This is a genomic window from Bacteroides sp. 3_1_23, from assembly GCF_000162555.1.
GTDB lineage: Bacteria > Bacteroidota > Bacteroidia > Bacteroidales > Bacteroidaceae > Bacteroides > Bacteroides ovatus.
The window spans coordinates 18,943-39,088 of sequence record NZ_GG774954.1 but is presented as its reverse complement, the minus strand read 5'-3'; the positions used below and the strand labels follow the sequence as shown (position 1 = coordinate 39,088).

Sequence of the window (20,146 nt, the reverse complement as noted above, 5' to 3'; positions counted from 1 at the left end):
ATATGAAAATAAAATCTGGTACAGAAAAATTAATAGCCAAATATCTCTTCGGTGATATTACAGAGCACGAAAAAAAACAACTTGACAATTGGATCAAGACCTCTCCACAACACGAAGAGTTTTTCAATCGTTTACGAACAAGCGCATCGTTTCGTAAGCGTTACGAGGCATATACACAGATTAACTCACACCAGGCATGGAAACATTTCAAAAAGAAATATTGCCAAGTATCAGTCACATCAATTCTCCTAAAATATGCAGCTATTTTAATATTACCTATAATAATAACAGCAGGAGGATGGTACTTTTATACTGCTTCTGAAAAACAAATATCTGACAATCTAGCCTTAGAAGATGCCATACAGCCAGGAATTCCTAAAGCGACATTAATTTTAGCCGGGAATGACAAGCAATCACTTACTCCAACATATCCAACACCAGTTAAAGTTAATCATTCCACAACTGCTATAGCTCAAAATGGTGCGCTCATCTATCCATCAACACCCAATATAAATATAGATATACCTCAAAAACAGCAGCCTGAAACAGTAGAAAAAAACACATTAACAACTGAACAAGGAAACGAATTCAGAGTAACCTTTGAAGATGGAACAACCGTACACCTCAATTATAATACAGAAATACGGTATCCTGTAAGGTTTAGTAAGTCTAAACGCATGGTTTATCTAAAAGGGGAAGCCTATTTTAAAATAGCCAAAGATACTCGTCCTTTCTACGTTGTCACTGACCAAGGAATAATCAAACAGTATGGTACAGAATTTAATGTTAATACATTCGCCTCTGGACGAACAGAAGTCGCATTAGTGAAAGGGAGTATCAGTATTATTCCTCAAGGAAGTACACAAGAACAACTCATAGAGCCGGGCCAATTGGCACACATTGAACAGAAAGGTAACAATATATCTATATACAATGTAGACCTCACTCCCTACATAGCATGGAATGAAGGACGACTTATTTTCGAAAATCGTACTTTAGAAAATATTGTCGAAATTCTAGAACATTGGTATAATGTTAATATTTCCTTTGGCACTTCCGAGCTTAAACAACTGCGATTTACTGGTAATATGGATCGTTATGCCACAATCAGCCCGATATTAAAAGCAATAGCACGTACTACGAATTTACAAATAAAAATAGAAGGAAGAGAGATTTTAATCACAGACAATTAATTACTAATTAAACAAGAAGAAAGAATGAGAAAGACAAAAAGTAGAGAAAGAATCCGAATACTTTCTCTGGTAGTAGTATTATTACTATTACCCACAATGATGTTTGCCATTCCAGAAAGTGGCAAAAAAGTAACTTTAAATCTGGAATCTGTCACTGTCAAAGATTTTTTCGATGCTTTAAGACAACAAACCGGATTAAGCTTTGTCTACAATACAGAACAGACAAAGTCACTGAAACCCATCACTATCCATGTAAAAGATGAAACTGTGGATAACGTACTACGTACTGTTCTTAATGGTACAGGGCTTACTTATAGTATGGAAAGAGATATTGTTACCATCTCTAAAGTGGAACAACAAGGGGATAAACGTTCCGCAACCGGTATTGTATCAGATGAAGAAGGATCCCCCCTGCCTGGTGTTAATGTTGTGATTAGTGATCTTCAACGATTTGCCATAACCGACAACAATGGTAAATATAATATAGAGATTCCAACTAATACCGCATGTACTATCACCTTTTCATATATCGGAATGTCTACTCAACAAGTGATGATTAATAGTGGTCGGAATGATGTACGAAAAAATATTACTCTAAAAAGTGATACTAAATTAGATGAGGTTATCGTTACTGGAATTTATACTCGTAAAGCGGAAAGTTTTACTGGAGCAGCAACTACTATTTCGAGCAAAGATCTGATGCGTGTCGGAAATCAGAATGTGTTCCAGAGCTTGAAAAATCTGGATCCTACAATATACATTGCAGATAATTTTGATATGGGCTCCAATCCCAATAGTGTTCCGGATATGTCAATGCGTGGAACTTCCAGTTTTCCAACGACAGAAAGCAGTTCTTTGCGCAGCAACTATCAAAATCAACCCAATCAACCTTTATTCATTCTTGATGGTTTTGAAACAACTGCTGAAACAATAATGGACATGGACATGAACCGAATTGAAAGCATTACAATTTTAAAAGACGCCTCAGCAAAAGCTCTCTACGGTTCTAAAGCAGCCAATGGTGTAATTGTTATTGAAACAAAACGTTTAACCGGAAATCAACAGCGTATTACGTATAATGGTAGTATTTCTTTGGAAATGCCGGATTTAACCAGTTATGACCTTTGTAATGCATTTGAAAAATTGGAAGCAGAACGTTTAGACGGAGTATATACAAGTAGTAACGCCAATACACAAATCCAATTAGATCAATTATATAATGGCCGACGAAAACTTGCATTAGAAGGATTAGATACATACTGGTTATCCAAGCCACTTCACACTGGCATAGGACATAAACATAACCTAAATATAGAATTAGGCGATTCCCAAAATTTACGTGCAATCTTAGACCTTACTTATAATCAGATTACTGGGGTTATGAAGGGATCTGACCGCCGCAATATATCGGGTGATATAAATTTATCATACAGACATAACAAACTATTACTAAAGAATATCCTATCAATCATATCTAACAAAAGTAATGAGTCCCCTTATGGAGAATTTAGCGAATATTCCAGAATGAATCCATATTGGCAAGCAACTGATGAAAATGGGAATATAGTTCAATGGGTAGAACAAATTGGCTCAACATCAACCAAAGTAGCTAACCCTATGTATAATTCTATTATCGGAACCAGCTTTACTTCCAGTTATTTACAATTCACCAATAATTTTTATGCAGAATGGCAAGTTGATAAAAACTGGAAAGCAACAGCACGTATAGGAGTCTCTGAAAAACGAAATGATATGGATGATTTCTATCCCGCCTCACATTCCATTTTTGCAAATGTTAATGATATACTTAAGCGTGGTAAGTATATTATGGAAAATGGTAAATCCAGTTCTATTTCCGGAGACTTGAATATAAACTATAATAATCAATTTGGTAAACATACTATCTTTGGAAATGCCGGTGCCTTTATCTCCGGAGAAAAATCATCAGCATATCGACACACGGCAGAAGGTTTCCCAAATAATCAGAAGGCAGATATTTCATTCGCAAAACAATATGCAGAAAACAGTACCCCTACTGGTTATTCCACAATTAACCGTGAAGCCAGCTTCCTATTAGCCGCTTCGTATGATTATGACAATCGTTATTTAGCCGATGCAACTGTTCGGGAAAGCGCATCTTCCTTATACGGTTCAGATAACCGTTGGGCCAATAGCTGGTCTTTTGGTATTGGATGGAACCTGCACAATGAAGCCATCTTGAAAGGTGTTGGATGGATTAAACAGTTAAAACTTCGAGCTTCGATTGGTTTGACTGGAAATCAAAACTTTGATACTAACGCAGCAATTGCTACATATAATTATTACACAGGCGTCGTATATGGAGGCTTAGCTGGCAAATTTACAGGAGCATATTTAGCATCCATGCCTAACTCCAAATTAAAATGGGAACAGAAAAAGGATCATAATATAGGAATTGATATGAGAGTTGCCGGATTATCCCTTTCTGTTGACTATTACTCAGCAGATACCAAGAATATGTTAACCGATGTAACAATCCCAACTTCTACAGGATTCGCAATAGTAAAAGATAATTTAGGATTGGTACGTAATTCTGGAGTTGAAGCTAAAGCTAATTATACAATATGGCAAGGAAAAGAAGGTTTTGTAAATGTATATGGAACATTTGCCTATAACCGAAATAAAATAATTCGTTTGTCAGAGAGTATGCGGGCTTACAATGAAAAAATGATGAAACAAGCAGAAGATAATAATACCTCTGCACCTGTATTAATGTATCAAGACGGATTATCTATGAAAACAATATGGGCAGTCCCTTCAGCCGGTATTGATCCGCAAACCGGACAAGAAATATACATTAAAAAAGATGGTACCTACACTTATACTTATTCAGCCAATGATATGGTCGCTGCTGGTAACTCCGATCCTAAGTATCGTGGTACAGGCGGTTTCACAGCCGAGTATAAAGGTATCGGATTAAGCGCTACTATAAGTTATCTTGCTGGTTGTCAAATGTATAATTCAACCCTCGTCAGTCGGGTGGAAAATGCAAATATTGCTTACAATGTGGATCGCCGATTGCTAATTGGTCGTTGGACTACTCCCGGACAAGTAACACCATACAAGAAATTTAATTCTGAAACAACCACACGTGCTACCACTCGCTTTGTACAGGATCGGCGTGAATTATCACTCTCTTCCATCAGTGCATATTATGAGTTTCCCAGTTCCATTTATAGGAAATTAAGTATGCAACGCCTGCGTTTATCATTCTATTTAAATGATATTGCAACGTTCTCTTCTATAAAAATAGAACGAGGTTTAACTTATCCTTTCGCAAGAAATATGTCGTTCTCATTAACAGCCACTCTCTAAATTTTATAAAGATGAAAAAATACATATTAATCCTATTAACGTCCATAGTAACATTATCCTCTTGCAGCGACTGGTTCGATGTTACTTCAGGATCTGAAATTCGAGAAAAAGATCATTATAGCACTCTTGCTGGATTCCAACAATCCTTAATAGGTTGTTATATTAGCATGACAGATAATATCCTTTATGGTAAAGAACTATCTTGGTATGCAATTGAAATATTAGGTCATCAATTTAATCCTGTGACTTCCAATTCAAGTAATAGTAAAGAAATGCAAGAATATGAAAGATTCAATTACGACCACACACAAATATTCTCGGACATCGAAAATATCTGGGCTAAAGCATATTCTGTAATAGCCAATGCCAATGAAGCATTAACTAATATGGAAGGACAGGAGTCAAGTCTGAACGAAGTCTATTATCATGTTATCAAAGGAGAACTTCTTGCCATTCGTGCATATATGCATTTTGATCTGTTGCGCCTATATGGATATGGTGATTGGAAAAACCGTTCCGCAGAACTAAATTCTAAAAAAACGATTCCATATGTAACAACTTTATCATCGATCCCAACTCCTCAACGCACAGGAAAGGAGACACTTCAGATGATTATCAACGATTTGGAAGCCGCAGAAAAATTATTAAAGGAATACGACCCGATCACAAAAAAACATCCGGCTTCTTATTACACAAGTATAGATGCAGATGGTTTCTTCAAAGATAGAACTTTACGACTCAATTATTATGCAGTCAAAGCATTGGAAGCACGTGTATATTTATGGGAAGGCAGTAAAGAAAGCATAGACAAAGCTTTAAATGCTACTGAAGAGATAATCACAGCTATCGGTGATAATGGAATTGTTATGGACGATATGTACACTTACTCCTACCTGTTACCAGAAATTTCTCAATCTAACCGTTCTCTAGCATCCGAAGCTTTATTTAGCCTAAATGTTTCAGACGTTACGTCCAAAATTACCTCATATATAATACCCAACTTCGTCAACACAGACTATACAGCTATGTATATATCTCCAACAGATGTTGAAAATATATATGAAGGCATAAATTCAGATGTTCGTTTCACACGAATGTTAGATCAAACCCAAAGTGATTCCAGAGGATATGTCCCTATGAAAATTCATCAAGCAAGTTTAGACGAATTCAATAAGAACCGCTTGTCTCTAATACGCTTGCCTGAAATATTCTATATTGCTGCAGAATGCTATGCAACAAGTGCAACCCCAAATCTTGACATGGCATTACAAAGGCTAAATAAGATTCGCGAAAACAGAGGTATCAGCACCCCTCTTGAAAATCTAAATGCAGATCAAATCATAAAAGAAATACAAAAAGAATATCACAAAGAATTCATTTCCGAAGGTGTCATGTTCTATTACTATAAGCGAACAGGGTGTAAATCCATTCCTAATTATAGTGAAGAGATGACAGATACGCAATATTTATTGCCTTATCCTACCTTCGAAATACAATCCGGTCGTGTACAATAAACAATATTAATATGAAAAAAATAATTATAAAATCAGTCTTAGCGATAAGCTGTTTCTCTTTATGCCTCATTAGTTGCGGCAAGGAAGAAATACCATATTTTGACAGTCAATATAATGCTGTCAGATTCAATTCTACGAATGAGTACGATGCAGAAACCGACATATTTAAAGGGAATTATTCTTTTCTGGAGAATCCCTTTGATGAATATGGTGAATATGAATTGCCTTTAGTTTTGGTCGGAAATGTATCGACAGAAGACCGTACTGTGAATTATGTAATCAATGCGGAGGAAACCACTGCCCCCGAAAACAGTTATGAAATAACTGCTGCAGTGATTCCCGCAAATAGTTTAAAAGGAACAATAAAAATAAGGCTGTTTAATACTGATGAAATACAAAATGGAGCATCATATAAACTTTATATCCAGCTAAAGGAGTCATCAACTCTAGGGTTAGGACCTAAAGAATATATCACAGCAACGTTAAGTTGGAACAGCAATATCATTGCCCCTCCGGCAACTGAACGATATTTATGGATGACATATAATTCACTAATAAAATCATCTCTAGCTCCAACCTCTTCTTCTACAACGGCTTATAGTTCCAATGCTTTAAAAACAATTGTAACAGCTTTAGACTGGGATGATTGGGACGATATGACTGCGCATCCTGACCAACCACAGAGACCAACATATTTTACATATAAATATCTCGCCAATTATAGATTATTCGTAACAGACAAATCATATGAAGCTTATGCTGCAAAATTAGCGGATTATCTAAAAAAGTATCAGAAAGAACATCCCGATGCCCCCCTAGTTCATAACGAAGGTAATTTGAAAGGACAAATTATAGAAGCCAGAACATATTAATTTATATAATTCTATAAAATTATGAAGAAAAATAATATAACTCAATTAATAATATTACTGCTGCCTAATATTCTCTGGTTTACTTCTTGTTATGAGGATAAAAGTTCATTTGTAACAAACCTTATTCCAGAAGTACAAATTAGTATAAACGATAAAAATCAAGAAAATTCAATATACGTAGGTTATCAATCTCCTGTCGATATTGTACCATCTATTACCCAAGATGGTTTTGATGGTTCTAATTTGCGCTATGAATGGGCTGTAACCGAGGAACCCTCAACTAGCAATCCTGTTTATGAAATTATTGGTACAGAAAAAGACTTTCATGGTATTATAAATCGTCCTATATCAAATGGAGCCTATACGTTAAAATTGACTGTAACAGATGTAGCAAATGATAACTTACAATATATTTATTCTTGGGAATTATATGTACAAAGTAGCTTCCTAGACGGATTGTTAATCGCAGATAGTGAAAACGGAACAACAACAGATCTCACTTTGATTAACAATTCTCAAATAACAAATCAATATACAAAAGAAGAAAGAATATTTCGTCACATACTAGAAACTGCTAATGGAGCAGCATATGATGAATTATTGACTTCATTAACCTATGAGGTGATGGGGAACACAGCAATACTTGGTAGTTCTCACTTAAATCAGATTTGGGCTATTTCTTCCACAGGAAAAAGCATTCGTTTCAACTGTGAGGACTATTCAATAAACGGGACATGGGAAGATGAAAAAATATTTTTATATTGCCCCACCGATTTTCAAGTAAAATCTTATATTCGTTCTTCACAACTTTTCATCGCTTATACAAATAATGGACTATATTCATTCTTAAACGTAGCAGGTAACAAATTCTCTATGCCTAATTCTGTTTTTAATGGATTTGAAATCAATAACAATGTATATGCAGCAAATTCTTCATTTAGTATTGGGGACAACCATTTAGTATGGTTAGATAAACCCAAAGGTGCCTTTTATTCCTTAAATGGCACGAGTTATAACACATGTACTCCGTATATCTCAAATCCAGATTTCGATCCTAATGACATGGGAAGTCAAACAGCTATTGCCGCAACAAGTTCTCAAGATGGCTCATTGGCCACTTTCTTACTTAAAGACGATAATAGTGGAAATTATGCTATTTACACTTTAAGCCAATATAAAGCAGAAGAAGGACATTATGAAGATCCTGATAATTGGGAGGGATGGATTGTGACTTCACCAGAACAACCAGCAGCTGCAAAAAACAAATATATTATTCCAACGACAGGAAAAACCTTACTAGACAAAGCTGTATCTATTTTCTTCGGACATACAAATAATGTATTATATGTAGTAACAGATGCAGCTATATACTCATTTACTTACGGTATGGGAAATGAAGTATCTGTCTCCACCACCTCACAGTTTACCCCCAGTAACGGAGAAAAAATTACAAAAGCCAAGTTATATCAACAAGGGCAATATACCAATCAAATTAATGTAATGACTGGTAATCCACCAACTATTGCCCCAAATGCATGGAATAACAAAGCCCTCATTATTGTGACCCAATCCGCAGAATTTAACGGAAAAGTCTCAATTGTTCCGATGAAACAGGCCGGTGCAGGAACCTTGGATATTTCTAAAGCCCTAATCTATGATGGTTTTGGTAAAATCCTAGATGTAACAACAACCGGATATTAATCTAATTTCATAAAAATACATTAAAGAACTGATATGAAAAAGAAAATCCTCTTACTTGCAGCAATGGTGGTAGCTTCGTCTACCACCATTGACGCACAGCGTAAATTTCCATTCTTCTGGAAAAAAAAGAAGGCAAAAACAGAACAAACAACTCCTGCTAAAAAAGAAAGTGAATATGACAAACTATTCAAGAAAAAGCATGAAATAGCCAAAGGACTGATTACTCTCCATCTGCTGGATGGAAAAGTATATTTTGAACTTCCTGTGAATTTAATCAATAAAGATATGCTTATTGGTTCCACTGTCACCAGTATCTCTGATAATGGCAATGCAGTAGTCGGTTCTAAACCGACCGATCTTCTTCACGTAGTATTCACACGCAATAAAACACATGTACAGTTACGTCAGGTAAACACTGACTATATTACTGGTAACACACAAATTGATGAAGCTTTACGCAAAAGTACACTGGGAGCAATTTTAAGCAACCAAAAGATTCAAGCATACAATAATGACTCTACTGCTATCGTTTTTGATATGAGCAGCGTCTTCCTGGGCGACAATAAAAAGATGAGTCCCTTCGACAAAAATTCTATTTATGGAATGTACAATCGCACAGAGAATTATCAATCCGACTGCTCGTACATTTCACAAATCAAGGCTTTCAAAGATAATGTTTCTATTAAAAGCTGTCTGTCATATACATTCTCTGTCAGCAATTCACAAGGAACATCACTCATAAAAGACCGTCCATTCACCGCAGAAATGACACGTTCCATCATGCTGTTAAAAGAAAAGCCTTATCGTCCACGTATGGCAGATTACCGGATCGGTGTATTTTTTACCGGACGCGAACAACTAGGCGAAGGAGCTAAAACGACCGTACCCGTTTACTATGCCAATCGATGGGATATACAACCGTCCGACACCGCCGCCTACTTACGTGGAGAGAAAGTGAAACCCACTAAACAGATTGTCTTCTACATCGATAATACTTTCCCAGAGAAATGGAAACCATATCTGCGGGAAGGAGTCACCCAATGGAATGAATTATTTGAACAGATTGGATTCAAAGATGTTGTAGCAGCCAAAGATTTCCCGACAGATGATCCGGAATTCGATCCCGACAATATCAAATATTCATGTGTCCGCTATGCTCCATCAAGCATTGAAAATGCAATGGGACCATCATGGGTAGACCCGCGAAGCGGAGAAATCCTGAATGCCTCCGTATATCTATATCACAATGTCATCAAACTTATCAGCAACTGGTTGTTCGTGCAAACAGCACAAGCCGATAAAGATGTACGCACAGTCAATATTCCGGATGAAATGGTTGGAGATGCGTTGCGCTATGTACTTTCACATGAAATCGGGCACTGTTTAGGGTTTATGCATAACATGGGAGCTTCTTCCACCTTCCCGGTAGATTCTTTACGTTCACCGGAATTCACACAGAAGTATGGTACCACTCCTTCCATCATGGACTATGCACGCTTCAACTATGTAGCACAACCTGGCGATAAAGAACGTGGCGTTAAATTGACTCCTCCCCGCTTTGGTGAATACGACAAATACCTCATTAAATGGACGTATACTCCAGTATTCAATGTTAATTCTGCAGAGGAAGAAGCAATTATAACAGGCAAATGGATCAGTGATGCCATTAAAGAGAATCCAGTGTACCGATATGGAAAACAACAAGTATATGGAGTTGTTGATCCCCGTTCACAAACGGAAGATATTGGTGACAACTCTATGAAAGCAACTCGATATGGCATCAAGAACCTTAAGTATATCATGAATAATCTGGAAAGTTGGATTTCCGAAGGTGACGATACATACGAATACCGTGAAGATTTATTTATTGGTATCGTAGAACAACTTGCAATGTACGTTACCCATGTAGCAGGCAATGTAGGCGGCTATTTTGTCAACGAAGTTAAAGAAGGGGACACAATGCCACGTTTTGCACAGATCCCAAAGGCACAACAAAAAGAAGCCCTGAATTACCTATTCGAGATTTATAACGATCTGAATTGGCTTGACAACAAAAACTTGTTAACTAAATTCCCAATTTCCGGTTCCCCTAAACAAACTATTCAAAACTTCATGTTGAGATATATACTGCCTGTACCTTTTCAGGTATCACAATACGAAGGATTAGAAAAAGATTCATTTACTGCTGCCGAGGCTTTCAACATGATATACAATTTTGTATGGAAACCGACCATTTCCGGATGTACATTAACAGAATCCCAAATGAATCTCCAGAAACAATATATATACATGATGATGCAAACTGCCGGTTTCACAATCAAAGGAGCTGGGAAAGCATTGGCCGGAGAAAAACCACTTGACATCAATCACCGCCAGTTCGGATATACTTGTTGCCAGGGACATGCTATCAAAGAGGATGTTATACACAACCCTGTAGCAGGTTTTGAATGGAGACCGTTGAATCGTTTTTCTATGACGGCTAAAGTTACACAAGCAGATGTATACGCATATATAGCTAAAGCCAAACAACTGATGAAACAAAAGGCAGCCAGTGCATCAGGGAAGACGAAAGCTCACTATGAATTATTATTAAAGATACTCGACATCAACTTAAAATAAGGGAGGGACAAAAGATGAAAATACTATTTTTATGGTTGATGCCAATTTTGTTGATTATCGGATCAACAAATGAAGCCAATGCCCGCTCCAAAAAGAAAAAAGGAAAAGCAAAAACCGAACAACAGACTGACAGTGTTCAAAAGAAAAAAAAGAGTGTCTACGACAAGCTTTTCAAAGATAAGAAGAAACATACAGTCAATAAAGGGACAATCACAGTTCATCAGTACGAGGATAAGATTTATCTGGAACTACCGATTGAATTAATGGGACGGGATTTTTTAGTAAACTCTGCCATCACTACTGCAAGTGACATTTCGCTGGCGGGCACAAAAGCTGCTCAAAGCAGGTATCTGATTATTGATAAAACCGATTCATTAATATTATTCCGAGATCCGAAATACAATGTTCGCCTCAACGAACAGGACGATAATCAAGAAGCGGCTTTTGCATTATCTCGTAGTAATGCTATTTACAAAGCATTTCCAATTGAAGGATACACCAGCGATTCAACGGCTGTTGTATTTAATGCCACTTCCTATTTCTCTTGTTCCAATAAAGATGTACTCAATCTTAGCGGACGCAGTTATGGAGGTATGCTCACAATTGCAAGCGCTTCTCCTCAAAGTAAAACATCTTTTGTGGACTCTGCAGACGCATTCGACAATTGTATCAGTATCACCCAAAACTGTACTGCAAAGTTGAGCATCAGCATCATGGGATTCGTCTCCAAAGAACAACCGGAATTAACCATGTCGGTACAAACGACACTAGCCCTACTGTCGAAAGAAAAAATGAACACCCGCGAAGCCAACCCACGTGTAGGAACAGGTTATATCTCATACACGGACTATCGTAATGAAAAACGTTTCAAGAAAGGATATTATGTTACACGGCGTAATATAACGACGCAACAACCTGTTGTCTTCTACATCGACACTCTGATTCAAGATAGCTGGGTAAAAGCCATCCAAAAAAGTGCAGATGAATGGAATATAATATTTGAAGATTTAGGAATAGGAAAACCAATCATAATAAAACCGTATGAGAAAGGTTCAACTTTCCGTGCTAATAACCCAATGATAAATACGATTGCTTTCCTGAATAACAACAACTCGGAAGTTACCGCGTACAATGTCACTGACTTACGCACTGGAGAAATCTTAAGTACCAAGATAGGAGTACCACGCGACCTTGCCGTCAGCGTACGTCGCAATGGAGTATACCAAATGGCAGAGATTGATCCGCGCTTCCGGACTTATTACATTGCCGATGAGGTGATCTGTGAGAATCTAACAGCACGTATGCTAAAAGCATTTGGGATTAGTTTGGGATTGGCAACTAATTTGGCTGGTTCTGCAGCATATTCCCCTGAAGAACTGCGTTCACCCGAGTTTACTCAAAAATATGGTATCACAGCTTCAGTCATGGACAACGTATTATACAATTATCTGGCACAGCCCGGTGATAAAGAAAAAGGAGTGGTATTGATTGTCGACAAACCGGGTGTATGTGATGCATTTACGCTCAAATATCTGTATGCCGCCACCAGTGAAAATGAATCAGACATGTTGAAGAAATGGGCTATGGAACACGATGGAGATCCACGCTATTTCTATGGAAAGCGTTCACCAGCTTATGCTACAGACCCGCGTTGCCAAAACTATGATTTAGGTAATGATCCGATAGCCTCTTTAGATGCACAAATCGCTCATGTGAAGTATGTAGTTAAAAATAGTCCTGCCTGGTTTCACGACAATAATATTCCCAATGATTACCGGGAGTTATTTCCTGATTTTGTGATTATTGAATTAATCAATAAAACATTGTCACCTGTATCTTCTTATATCGGAGGTATTTATATCAATGAAGCCAACGAAAAAAGCAATGTACCTTCATATCAACCGGTATCGGCAGATATGCAAAAGAAAGTCTTACAAAAGATATTCAGTACCTTCTATGATTTAAGTTGGCTAGACTCTAATAAGGATTTTTTGCGTTTAGGTGGTGTCAATCCTGATATGTCAACATGGATTTACAATAACGGGTATCCAATGATGTCATTAATGTTTCGTTTGATGCGCATGGGATTGAGCGTAGAGAAATCAACTAAACCATATACCCAGGAAGCATATTTGAATGATATAGAGAAACAATTATTCAAAGAAACTTTAAATGGGAAACCTTTAAGTGCTCCAATGATTGCACAACTGTCTGTATATATCAGTTCTTTAAAAGGAATGTGTCCTACATTAAAGGCTATTGATAAGGCTGTATCAACAAAAATTACTTCTATTGCTCTCAACGAGCAAACTAATCATAAGTTACAAGCATTAGGATTGCTGACAACTTTAGCCCCTATATCTGCAACAGAAAAACAATCTGGTATGGAACCTATGACTTCTGTTAATTTTTACTCCGGTACAGATATCGAAGCCATTTGCTATGATAAGTTGAAAAGTGCACGTCGCTATTTGATACAAGCTCGTTCTTTGGCTAGTAATGATATTGAACGTGGAAAATGCGATTATTTGATAGCGATGATTGACAGGGTAATTTAGCCTTTCCTCACCATTCAACGTGTATGTTTATAAAAAGTTTAGTGATAGTAAAATGTATAACAATTAAAAAAATTATATTATGAAGCAGATTATTTTATTCATTGTATTCATATTTACTACAATGACGTGCACATTTGCACAGAATTCAAATTCTTCTCCAACAACAAAAGTCAAAGATGAAAAAAATAGCGAACAAATTCTAGAAAACAATAAAGATCAGTTTGGTATCTCATCAAAAGGAATATTTGGAAAATTAATAAAAGGAATTGTGTATGATGCTGGAACAAGAGAACCAATAATTGGAGCTAATGTTGTCGAATTGGGGACTTCTAATGGGACAGTTACTGACATTGATGGCCAATATAGTCTAAGAGTTTCTAATGCGAGTCAAAAAATACTCGTAGCAAGCTATATAGGATATGTAACACAAGCCCAAAAAATTGGAGGGCATGAAGTTGTTAATTTCTTTTTAGTAGAAGATACACAAACCCTACAGAAATAACAAGAATCACATACTATCACTAAACTTTTTATAAAACAGCAATATGAAAAGATTTATTTCTATTTTTTTATTGTTATACATTACTTTACCGATAAATGCTCAAGATAAAACAAATGAGCTATCGGGATTTATTATACACAAACAAGAAAATGGATCTAATGGTTCATTAGACGGTGCCAATATCTTTTTGATCTATGCAAAAGACACACTGAAAACAACAAGCATAAATGGAGTATTCCGTTTCAAACCCATAAAAACAGGAAAAGCAAAACTCATTATCACTGCAATAGGGTGTCGGAAAGTTGAAAAAGAATTAAATATAATAGCTGGAAAGAATTCTAATCTTTACATAGAAATTTTGGATGAATCCATCCAACTGGAGGAAGTCACCATCAAGGGCAGAATCCCCATTGTGACCCAAAATGGCGACACGCTAATATTCAACCCGAAGGCAGTCAACGTACAAGAAGGGGATGTCGCTATGAATATAGTCGAGCAACTTCCCGGAACAGAGACTGACGACCATTCCGTCAAAATCATGGGAAAACAAGTAACCAAAACTTATATAGACGGCAGACTAATATTCGGAAGTGACCCAATGGCAGCACTAAAGAATCTTTCTGCAACAGATGTATTAAAAATCAAGGCTTATGATGAATATGAAAATACGAAAACAAAAAAACTAATGTACAGAGGGGATCTCACCAGAGTGCTCAACATAGAAACCAAAAGCAAACTCATCAGCTCATGGAAGGCACACCTATTGGCTAGTACAGGCAGCAACATGGACTCAAAGAACGACAGAGGAAAGTTCCGTAAAGGGCTCGGACTCACCACTAACTTTTTCTCCGAGAAATTTTTACTCACAAGTAATGTATTTCACAATAATATCAACCGAAAATCAAATAATATCAAAAATGTTCTTTCCATTTCCGATCCTGGTAGTACTTACAACGAAACGACTTATGCAGATCTGGCTACGGAACGCTCATGGGACACAGAAAATGGAACATACGGTACATTTAGAGCATTTTACACTTTCGGATATAATCGCGATAATACAAATACACGATCCGAACAACATTATTTTCCTAGCAACAATTATCAGCAGCGCCTTTATGAAGAACAAAATAGCAACAGTGACAGAAAACAAAATCACTATTCCGAATTTTCTTTCTCCAATTCAAATGACAAATGGGGAGAATTCCGTTGGAACCAGCTTATAACATATAACAACAACAAAGATTGGCAATCGCTTTACATCTATAATGAAGAAAACAATCTTCAAACATCGAAAAGCCTGATGCATTACGATAATCTAAACAAGAATTTTCATGTGAAGGAAGGTGTCAGTTATGTCAACAGTATTACCGACAGAATCGGATATACATTAGAAAGTTCAGTAGATATAAATAAAGGCAAAAATCATTCATTACGGATAGACACATTAGAAAGTTCGACAACACAAACTTATCTGACTATTCCATCAAAACTCCGCAATACGGAGTGGAACGGCAATGCGCAATTAATATATATACTGAATCCAGAAAATGACACCCAAATATCTTTTGACTATTCCGTTAAATACGAAAACGGATGGAAACACCAATTCGCCTGGAATATGTTGAGCCCCACAAATCCACAAACAGACGAAGCCAATACATATAGTTATAAAATAAATAACCTGACACAAAAACAGGAAGTTTCATTTCACTTTTTTCCCTTTCAAAAAACAAGTTGTGACATTTCAGCCGGACTGAAGGAAAGTACACTTAAGCGGAAAGAAAAAGAAATGGATAACTACCGTAAAACATTCATCTCTCCAACAGTAGCAATATCTTTTGTGCATACAGATATAACAAAGTCATGGAGTGCCGCTTACAGACTGCATAATTTTGCACCAAACATAGTGCAGTTACGCCCACAAATAGATAACAGCAATCCTTACATGCTGCGCAGTGGAAATCCCAACTTAAAACAATCATATCTACATTCGTTCCTCTTCAATTGCAATCGTATGTTAGGAAAACATAACCACACCATAGGTGTTATTATCAATGCCTCTATCCGCCAACACTCTCCTGTTGCAAAGACAACCTATTACAATGCCGAAACTTATCTACCGGAATTGCAATATACAGCACCTGCACACAGTTCTCTAATTAGTTTTGAAAACGTAGAAGGATATTGGGACATAAAAGGCAAATTGATATGGCAGGCGCCTATACGTAGCATAAAATCCAAATATACCTTATCTACCGGATTCAACTACGAACATAACCCATATTATATAGGAGAAAATAAGACAACAACACGTACCTATGCTCCATTGATCGAACATTTCCTACTTTGCAGCCTAACTAAAAGATTAAAAGTAACAATCAGTGCCAATACCCATTATGTACATAGCATCAATACTGAAAATTATACAGGTAAAACATTCTATCAGACGGCAGGAGCAATGTTAGATATAAGCCAAATATGTAAATACTTCTATCTAAGTAGTCATTATAATTTCATTTTCAGCCGTGATTATGGAATCAATAAAGAGATTAATCGCAATCACACCCTAAACTTGAATGTAGGCTGTAAAGTGTTAAATCGCAAAGGAGACATTAGTATTGCCGCATATGATCTACTAAATAGTCATCGGACTTTCAACAGCCAAATGTATTCCAACTACATTCAAAACACGTGGACAAATTATTATGGACGGTTTTTCACCATAAATTTTGCTTATCGGTTTGGTAAAGTGAAGTCGAACTACGAAGGTACTACAAATGACGGAAGCATACGCGAATATAGGCCGATGTCCGGCAAAATATGAATCTTATATTAGTTTTTTCTTATATAGGTATACCTATGGAAGTTACAATTAAAGCAAATACAGGTGTCATTAGAGTACAGATGCGTTCTGATGCTCAACAGTTAGATTATACATCTGAAAACTTATTTCCATTTACAAAATCTAATTTTTAAATGTAGCCTTCGATGAAAAATGTAACTTCTATAATCTATATTTCATGTATATTACTCTCTCTCTGTAATATACACATACTGTATGCTCAAAAGATAACTCCACCAGATTCCACTACTATACAACAAAAGGTTACTAAATATGGAAAAGTAAAGCTGCGCACAAGTATTATGCAAGTAAGTCTTGATGCAGTCAAGGCAAATCTGATATGTGGTAAAGATACATTGAAAGAAGATTATAAAAGTTCAGTTTTTTTCTTTTGGAATAAAGTTCCCGTCGGTATCGCACGAGCCATCGTGTGGGCCGACGGATTCATCGCAGATTCCGATACACTTTATGTACACGAGGGACAAACTACACAAAAAGACTTTTATCTGACCGACCGCGTTATACAATTACAGGCCGTAACAGTAAAAGGTAAAATTCCCGCTATGGTATATCGAGGCGATACTATCCGTTTTAATCCACAAGGAATCAACATATTGGAAGATGATGTGGCACGAAATATTCTGGAACAAATGCCGGGAGTAGAAGTTTCGGAACAGAGTGTAAAAGTAGCTGGAAAAGATGTGGAAAAGACATACGTTGACGGCAAAAAGATTTTTGGAGAGAATCCAATGAATGCATTGAATCACCTTCCTGCCAATGATGTTGTATATATATCCGCTTATGATGAAGATGAGCATAAAGAGCAAACACGTAAAAACAGAAAAGGTAAGAAACGCAGAGTTCTGAATATTGAGACAAAAAGCAAATTAGTAAACTCGAAGGAAGGGAATCTAATAGCAAGTATCGGAGGAAATATGGAAAAAAAACAACTTGCAGACCATGATGTACGCTATGGCATAGGAGGTACATTTAACTTCTTCTCCGAGAAAATGTTGGTAGCGATCAATGCCATGCACAACAATTTGAATAGAGCAACCAATCAACCGCAAATGTTCCTCAGTACCAAGAACCCATCGCAAACTTACAGTGAAAATAGCTTTGGAGGCATCAATCTGTCCCGTCGTTGGGAAAAAGAGACAGGATTTTATAAAGAAATAAAAGGCAGCTATCAGTTTGCACGAAGCGCAACAGAAGCAAATACCCGAACTGAACAAGAATACTTCGCTACAGATGCCTTCTGGCAAAAGAGCTATCTAAACCAATATCAGAACACAAATCAGTATAATAAACATACTATGAGTACTGGATTCAGTATGAATGATAAGAAATGGGGCAATCTAATTATTGATTATACATTATCGACTAATCATTCAAAACAACATACATTGCAACAAATAACAAATAGCATAGATGAGATCCAATCTACCGGCATTTTACAACAAAATGGCAATGGTAAATCTCAAGAGATGCAAGGAGCAGTTAGTTGGAATAAATTCTTCGGAGACTGGAACTATTCCGTCAACGCGAACTATTCGAATAGCTCGTCCAACGGAGAAGAAAACCGGGAAAACAAAACACAAAATGAGGCTAGTGGAAGTCTACAAGAGAGCATAGCCATTCCAACAAATGGAAGAGGAAATAAATGGGAAGCCAAAACAGGATTAAAGCGCATGTTATCAAAAGATAAATATTCATTCATCGAATTAATATACAATTTTGTATCGGACAATCGCCATATCAATCAGCTTGCATGGAACAAAATAACAGGAGAAACAGACCCTACAAATACATATAATTACCGAAATTCCCTGATAGAACATACCCCTGAAACGACCGTTATTCTACCCGATTTGGGAATCTTCAACATTGATATTTCAGCAGGGTGGAAACATTCCATTATTAAGGATAGAAAAGAAACGGCACAAACAAAATTTGAAAAATCATTTAACGCATTAAAAGGAGAAGTACAAATTTCTTTAGGAAGAAGATTAAGTGAAAAAGCAGAGCACACAATCAAATATACCATAAATAGTCAACTCCCCAATATAGCACAACTACGTTCAGAAATCAACAACTCTAATCCTTACTTTATCAGCAGTGGAAATCCAAATCTGAAAGCCAGTACCATACATAAAATTTGGTGGAAAGAACAGTATCGCTTTAATGACTACGGACATTTGATAAATTCGGAATTAACTCTAGCTTTCATAAAAAACAGCATCTCCAATAGGAGCACTTATTTTAACAAAGCAACTTACTTGCCTGATTTTAACTATACGGCTATTGCAAATAGTACGCTCAGCAGTTACGACAATCTAAATGGAGCATGGAATATAGATTGGGATATTTCCTGGATGTATCCCATCGTAAAAATCAAATCCAATTTAGATGTTAATATTAACAATAAGTATGAACATTTGCCTTACTACTATGATAATATACGGGATATAACGAAAATAAGCACAACAAGGATAGGAACCAGATTCGCTACCAATCTGATTCCTCGATTACGTGCATCAGCCTATTGGAGCATCCACTATCGACAAGCCTCCAATAAAGTGAATGACCAATCGAACCGGATATTAACAAATCGTTTAACGGTAGACATGACGTGCACTCCCATGTTGAAGTACTTCTTTACAAAGGTATCATATACCTATCAACATCAGAACAACAAAACCTATCATCAAATTGATAAAGAAAATATCTTAAATATTTATGCTGGAGCGAAAGTATTCAACCGACAGGCAGAAGTAAGCATTACAGCATTTGACTTATTAAATTCATATCATAACCGTATTATCCAAATGAAAGATAACTATACCAGTTATATTGACAGAGAGAACTTCGGGCGATATTTTACCATAAATTTCTCCTGGAAATTCAGAAAGATCAAATCGAACCGGATGGATATTTCAAGAGGAGTTGTATGGTAATATAAATAAGAAATCTATTAATCATTTAAAA

General features: G+C 36.5%; 10 protein-coding genes. All 10 read left to right on the top strand.

Annotated elements, in window-relative coordinates; translation table 11 throughout:
• Positions 1 to 2: 2 nt before the first annotated feature.
• The 10 genes from HMPREF9010_RS08705 to HMPREF9010_RS08750 all read left to right on the top strand — a co-directional run bounded on the left by HMPREF9010_RS08705 (position 3) and on the right by HMPREF9010_RS08750 (position 20,115).
• On the top strand, positions 3 to 1,193 hold the full coding sequence (locus HMPREF9010_RS08705; RefSeq protein WP_008649985.1) for a FecR family protein: 1,191 nt from the start codon (positions 3 to 5) through the stop codon (positions 1,191 to 1,193).
• A gap of 24 nt (positions 1,194 to 1,217) precedes the next feature.
• On the top strand, positions 1,218 to 4,547 hold the full coding sequence (locus HMPREF9010_RS08710; protein WP_008649983.1) for a SusC/RagA family TonB-linked outer membrane protein: 3,330 nt from the start codon (positions 1,218 to 1,220) through the stop codon (positions 4,545 to 4,547).
• 11 nt (positions 4,548 to 4,558) lie between these two features.
• Positions 4,559 to 6,061 carry a RagB/SusD family nutrient uptake outer membrane protein gene (locus HMPREF9010_RS08715; RefSeq protein WP_032852818.1) on the top strand — a complete coding sequence of 501 codons (1,503 nt, stop codon included), beginning with the start codon at positions 4,559 to 4,561 and terminating at the stop codon, positions 6,059 to 6,061.
• Between the two features lie 11 nt (positions 6,062 to 6,072).
• A complete protein-coding gene (locus tag HMPREF9010_RS08720; protein WP_008649981.1) occupies positions 6,073 to 6,933 on the top strand; it encodes a DUF4843 domain-containing protein in 861 nt (286 codons plus the stop codon).
• Positions 6,934 to 6,954: 21 nt separating this feature from the next.
• A complete protein-coding gene (locus tag HMPREF9010_RS08725; RefSeq protein ID WP_008649980.1) occupies positions 6,955 to 8,634 on the top strand; it encodes a PKD-like family lipoprotein in 1,680 nt (559 codons plus the stop codon).
• Between the two features lie 33 nt (positions 8,635 to 8,667).
• Positions 8,668 to 11,253, top strand: a complete 2,586-nt coding sequence (locus tag HMPREF9010_RS08730) for a zinc-dependent metalloprotease (RefSeq protein ID WP_008649979.1) — start codon at positions 8,668 to 8,670, stop codon at positions 11,251 to 11,253.
• A gap of 14 nt (positions 11,254 to 11,267) precedes the next feature.
• Positions 11,268 to 13,811, top strand: coding sequence for a zinc-dependent metalloprotease (locus HMPREF9010_RS08735; RefSeq protein ID WP_008649978.1), 2,544 nt, complete (start codon positions 11,268 to 11,270; stop codon positions 13,809 to 13,811).
• A 79-nt stretch (positions 13,812 to 13,890) separates the two neighbouring features.
• On the top strand, positions 13,891 to 14,313 hold the full coding sequence (locus HMPREF9010_RS08740; protein ID WP_008649977.1) for a carboxypeptidase-like regulatory domain-containing protein: 423 nt from the start codon (positions 13,891 to 13,893) through the stop codon (positions 14,311 to 14,313).
• Between the two features lie 43 nt (positions 14,314 to 14,356).
• The gene (locus HMPREF9010_RS08745; protein ID WP_008649976.1) at positions 14,357 to 17,140 is read left to right on the top strand and encodes an outer membrane beta-barrel protein; all 2,784 of its coding nucleotides are present in this window, start codon (positions 14,357 to 14,359) and stop codon (positions 17,138 to 17,140) included.
• Positions 17,141 to 17,304: 164 nt separating this feature from the next.
• Positions 17,305 to 20,115 (top strand): outer membrane beta-barrel protein, encoded by a 2,811-nt coding sequence (locus HMPREF9010_RS08750; RefSeq protein ID WP_008649972.1) that lies wholly within the window; start codon positions 17,305 to 17,307, stop codon positions 20,113 to 20,115.
• Positions 20,116 to 20,146: the final 31 nt, after the last annotated feature.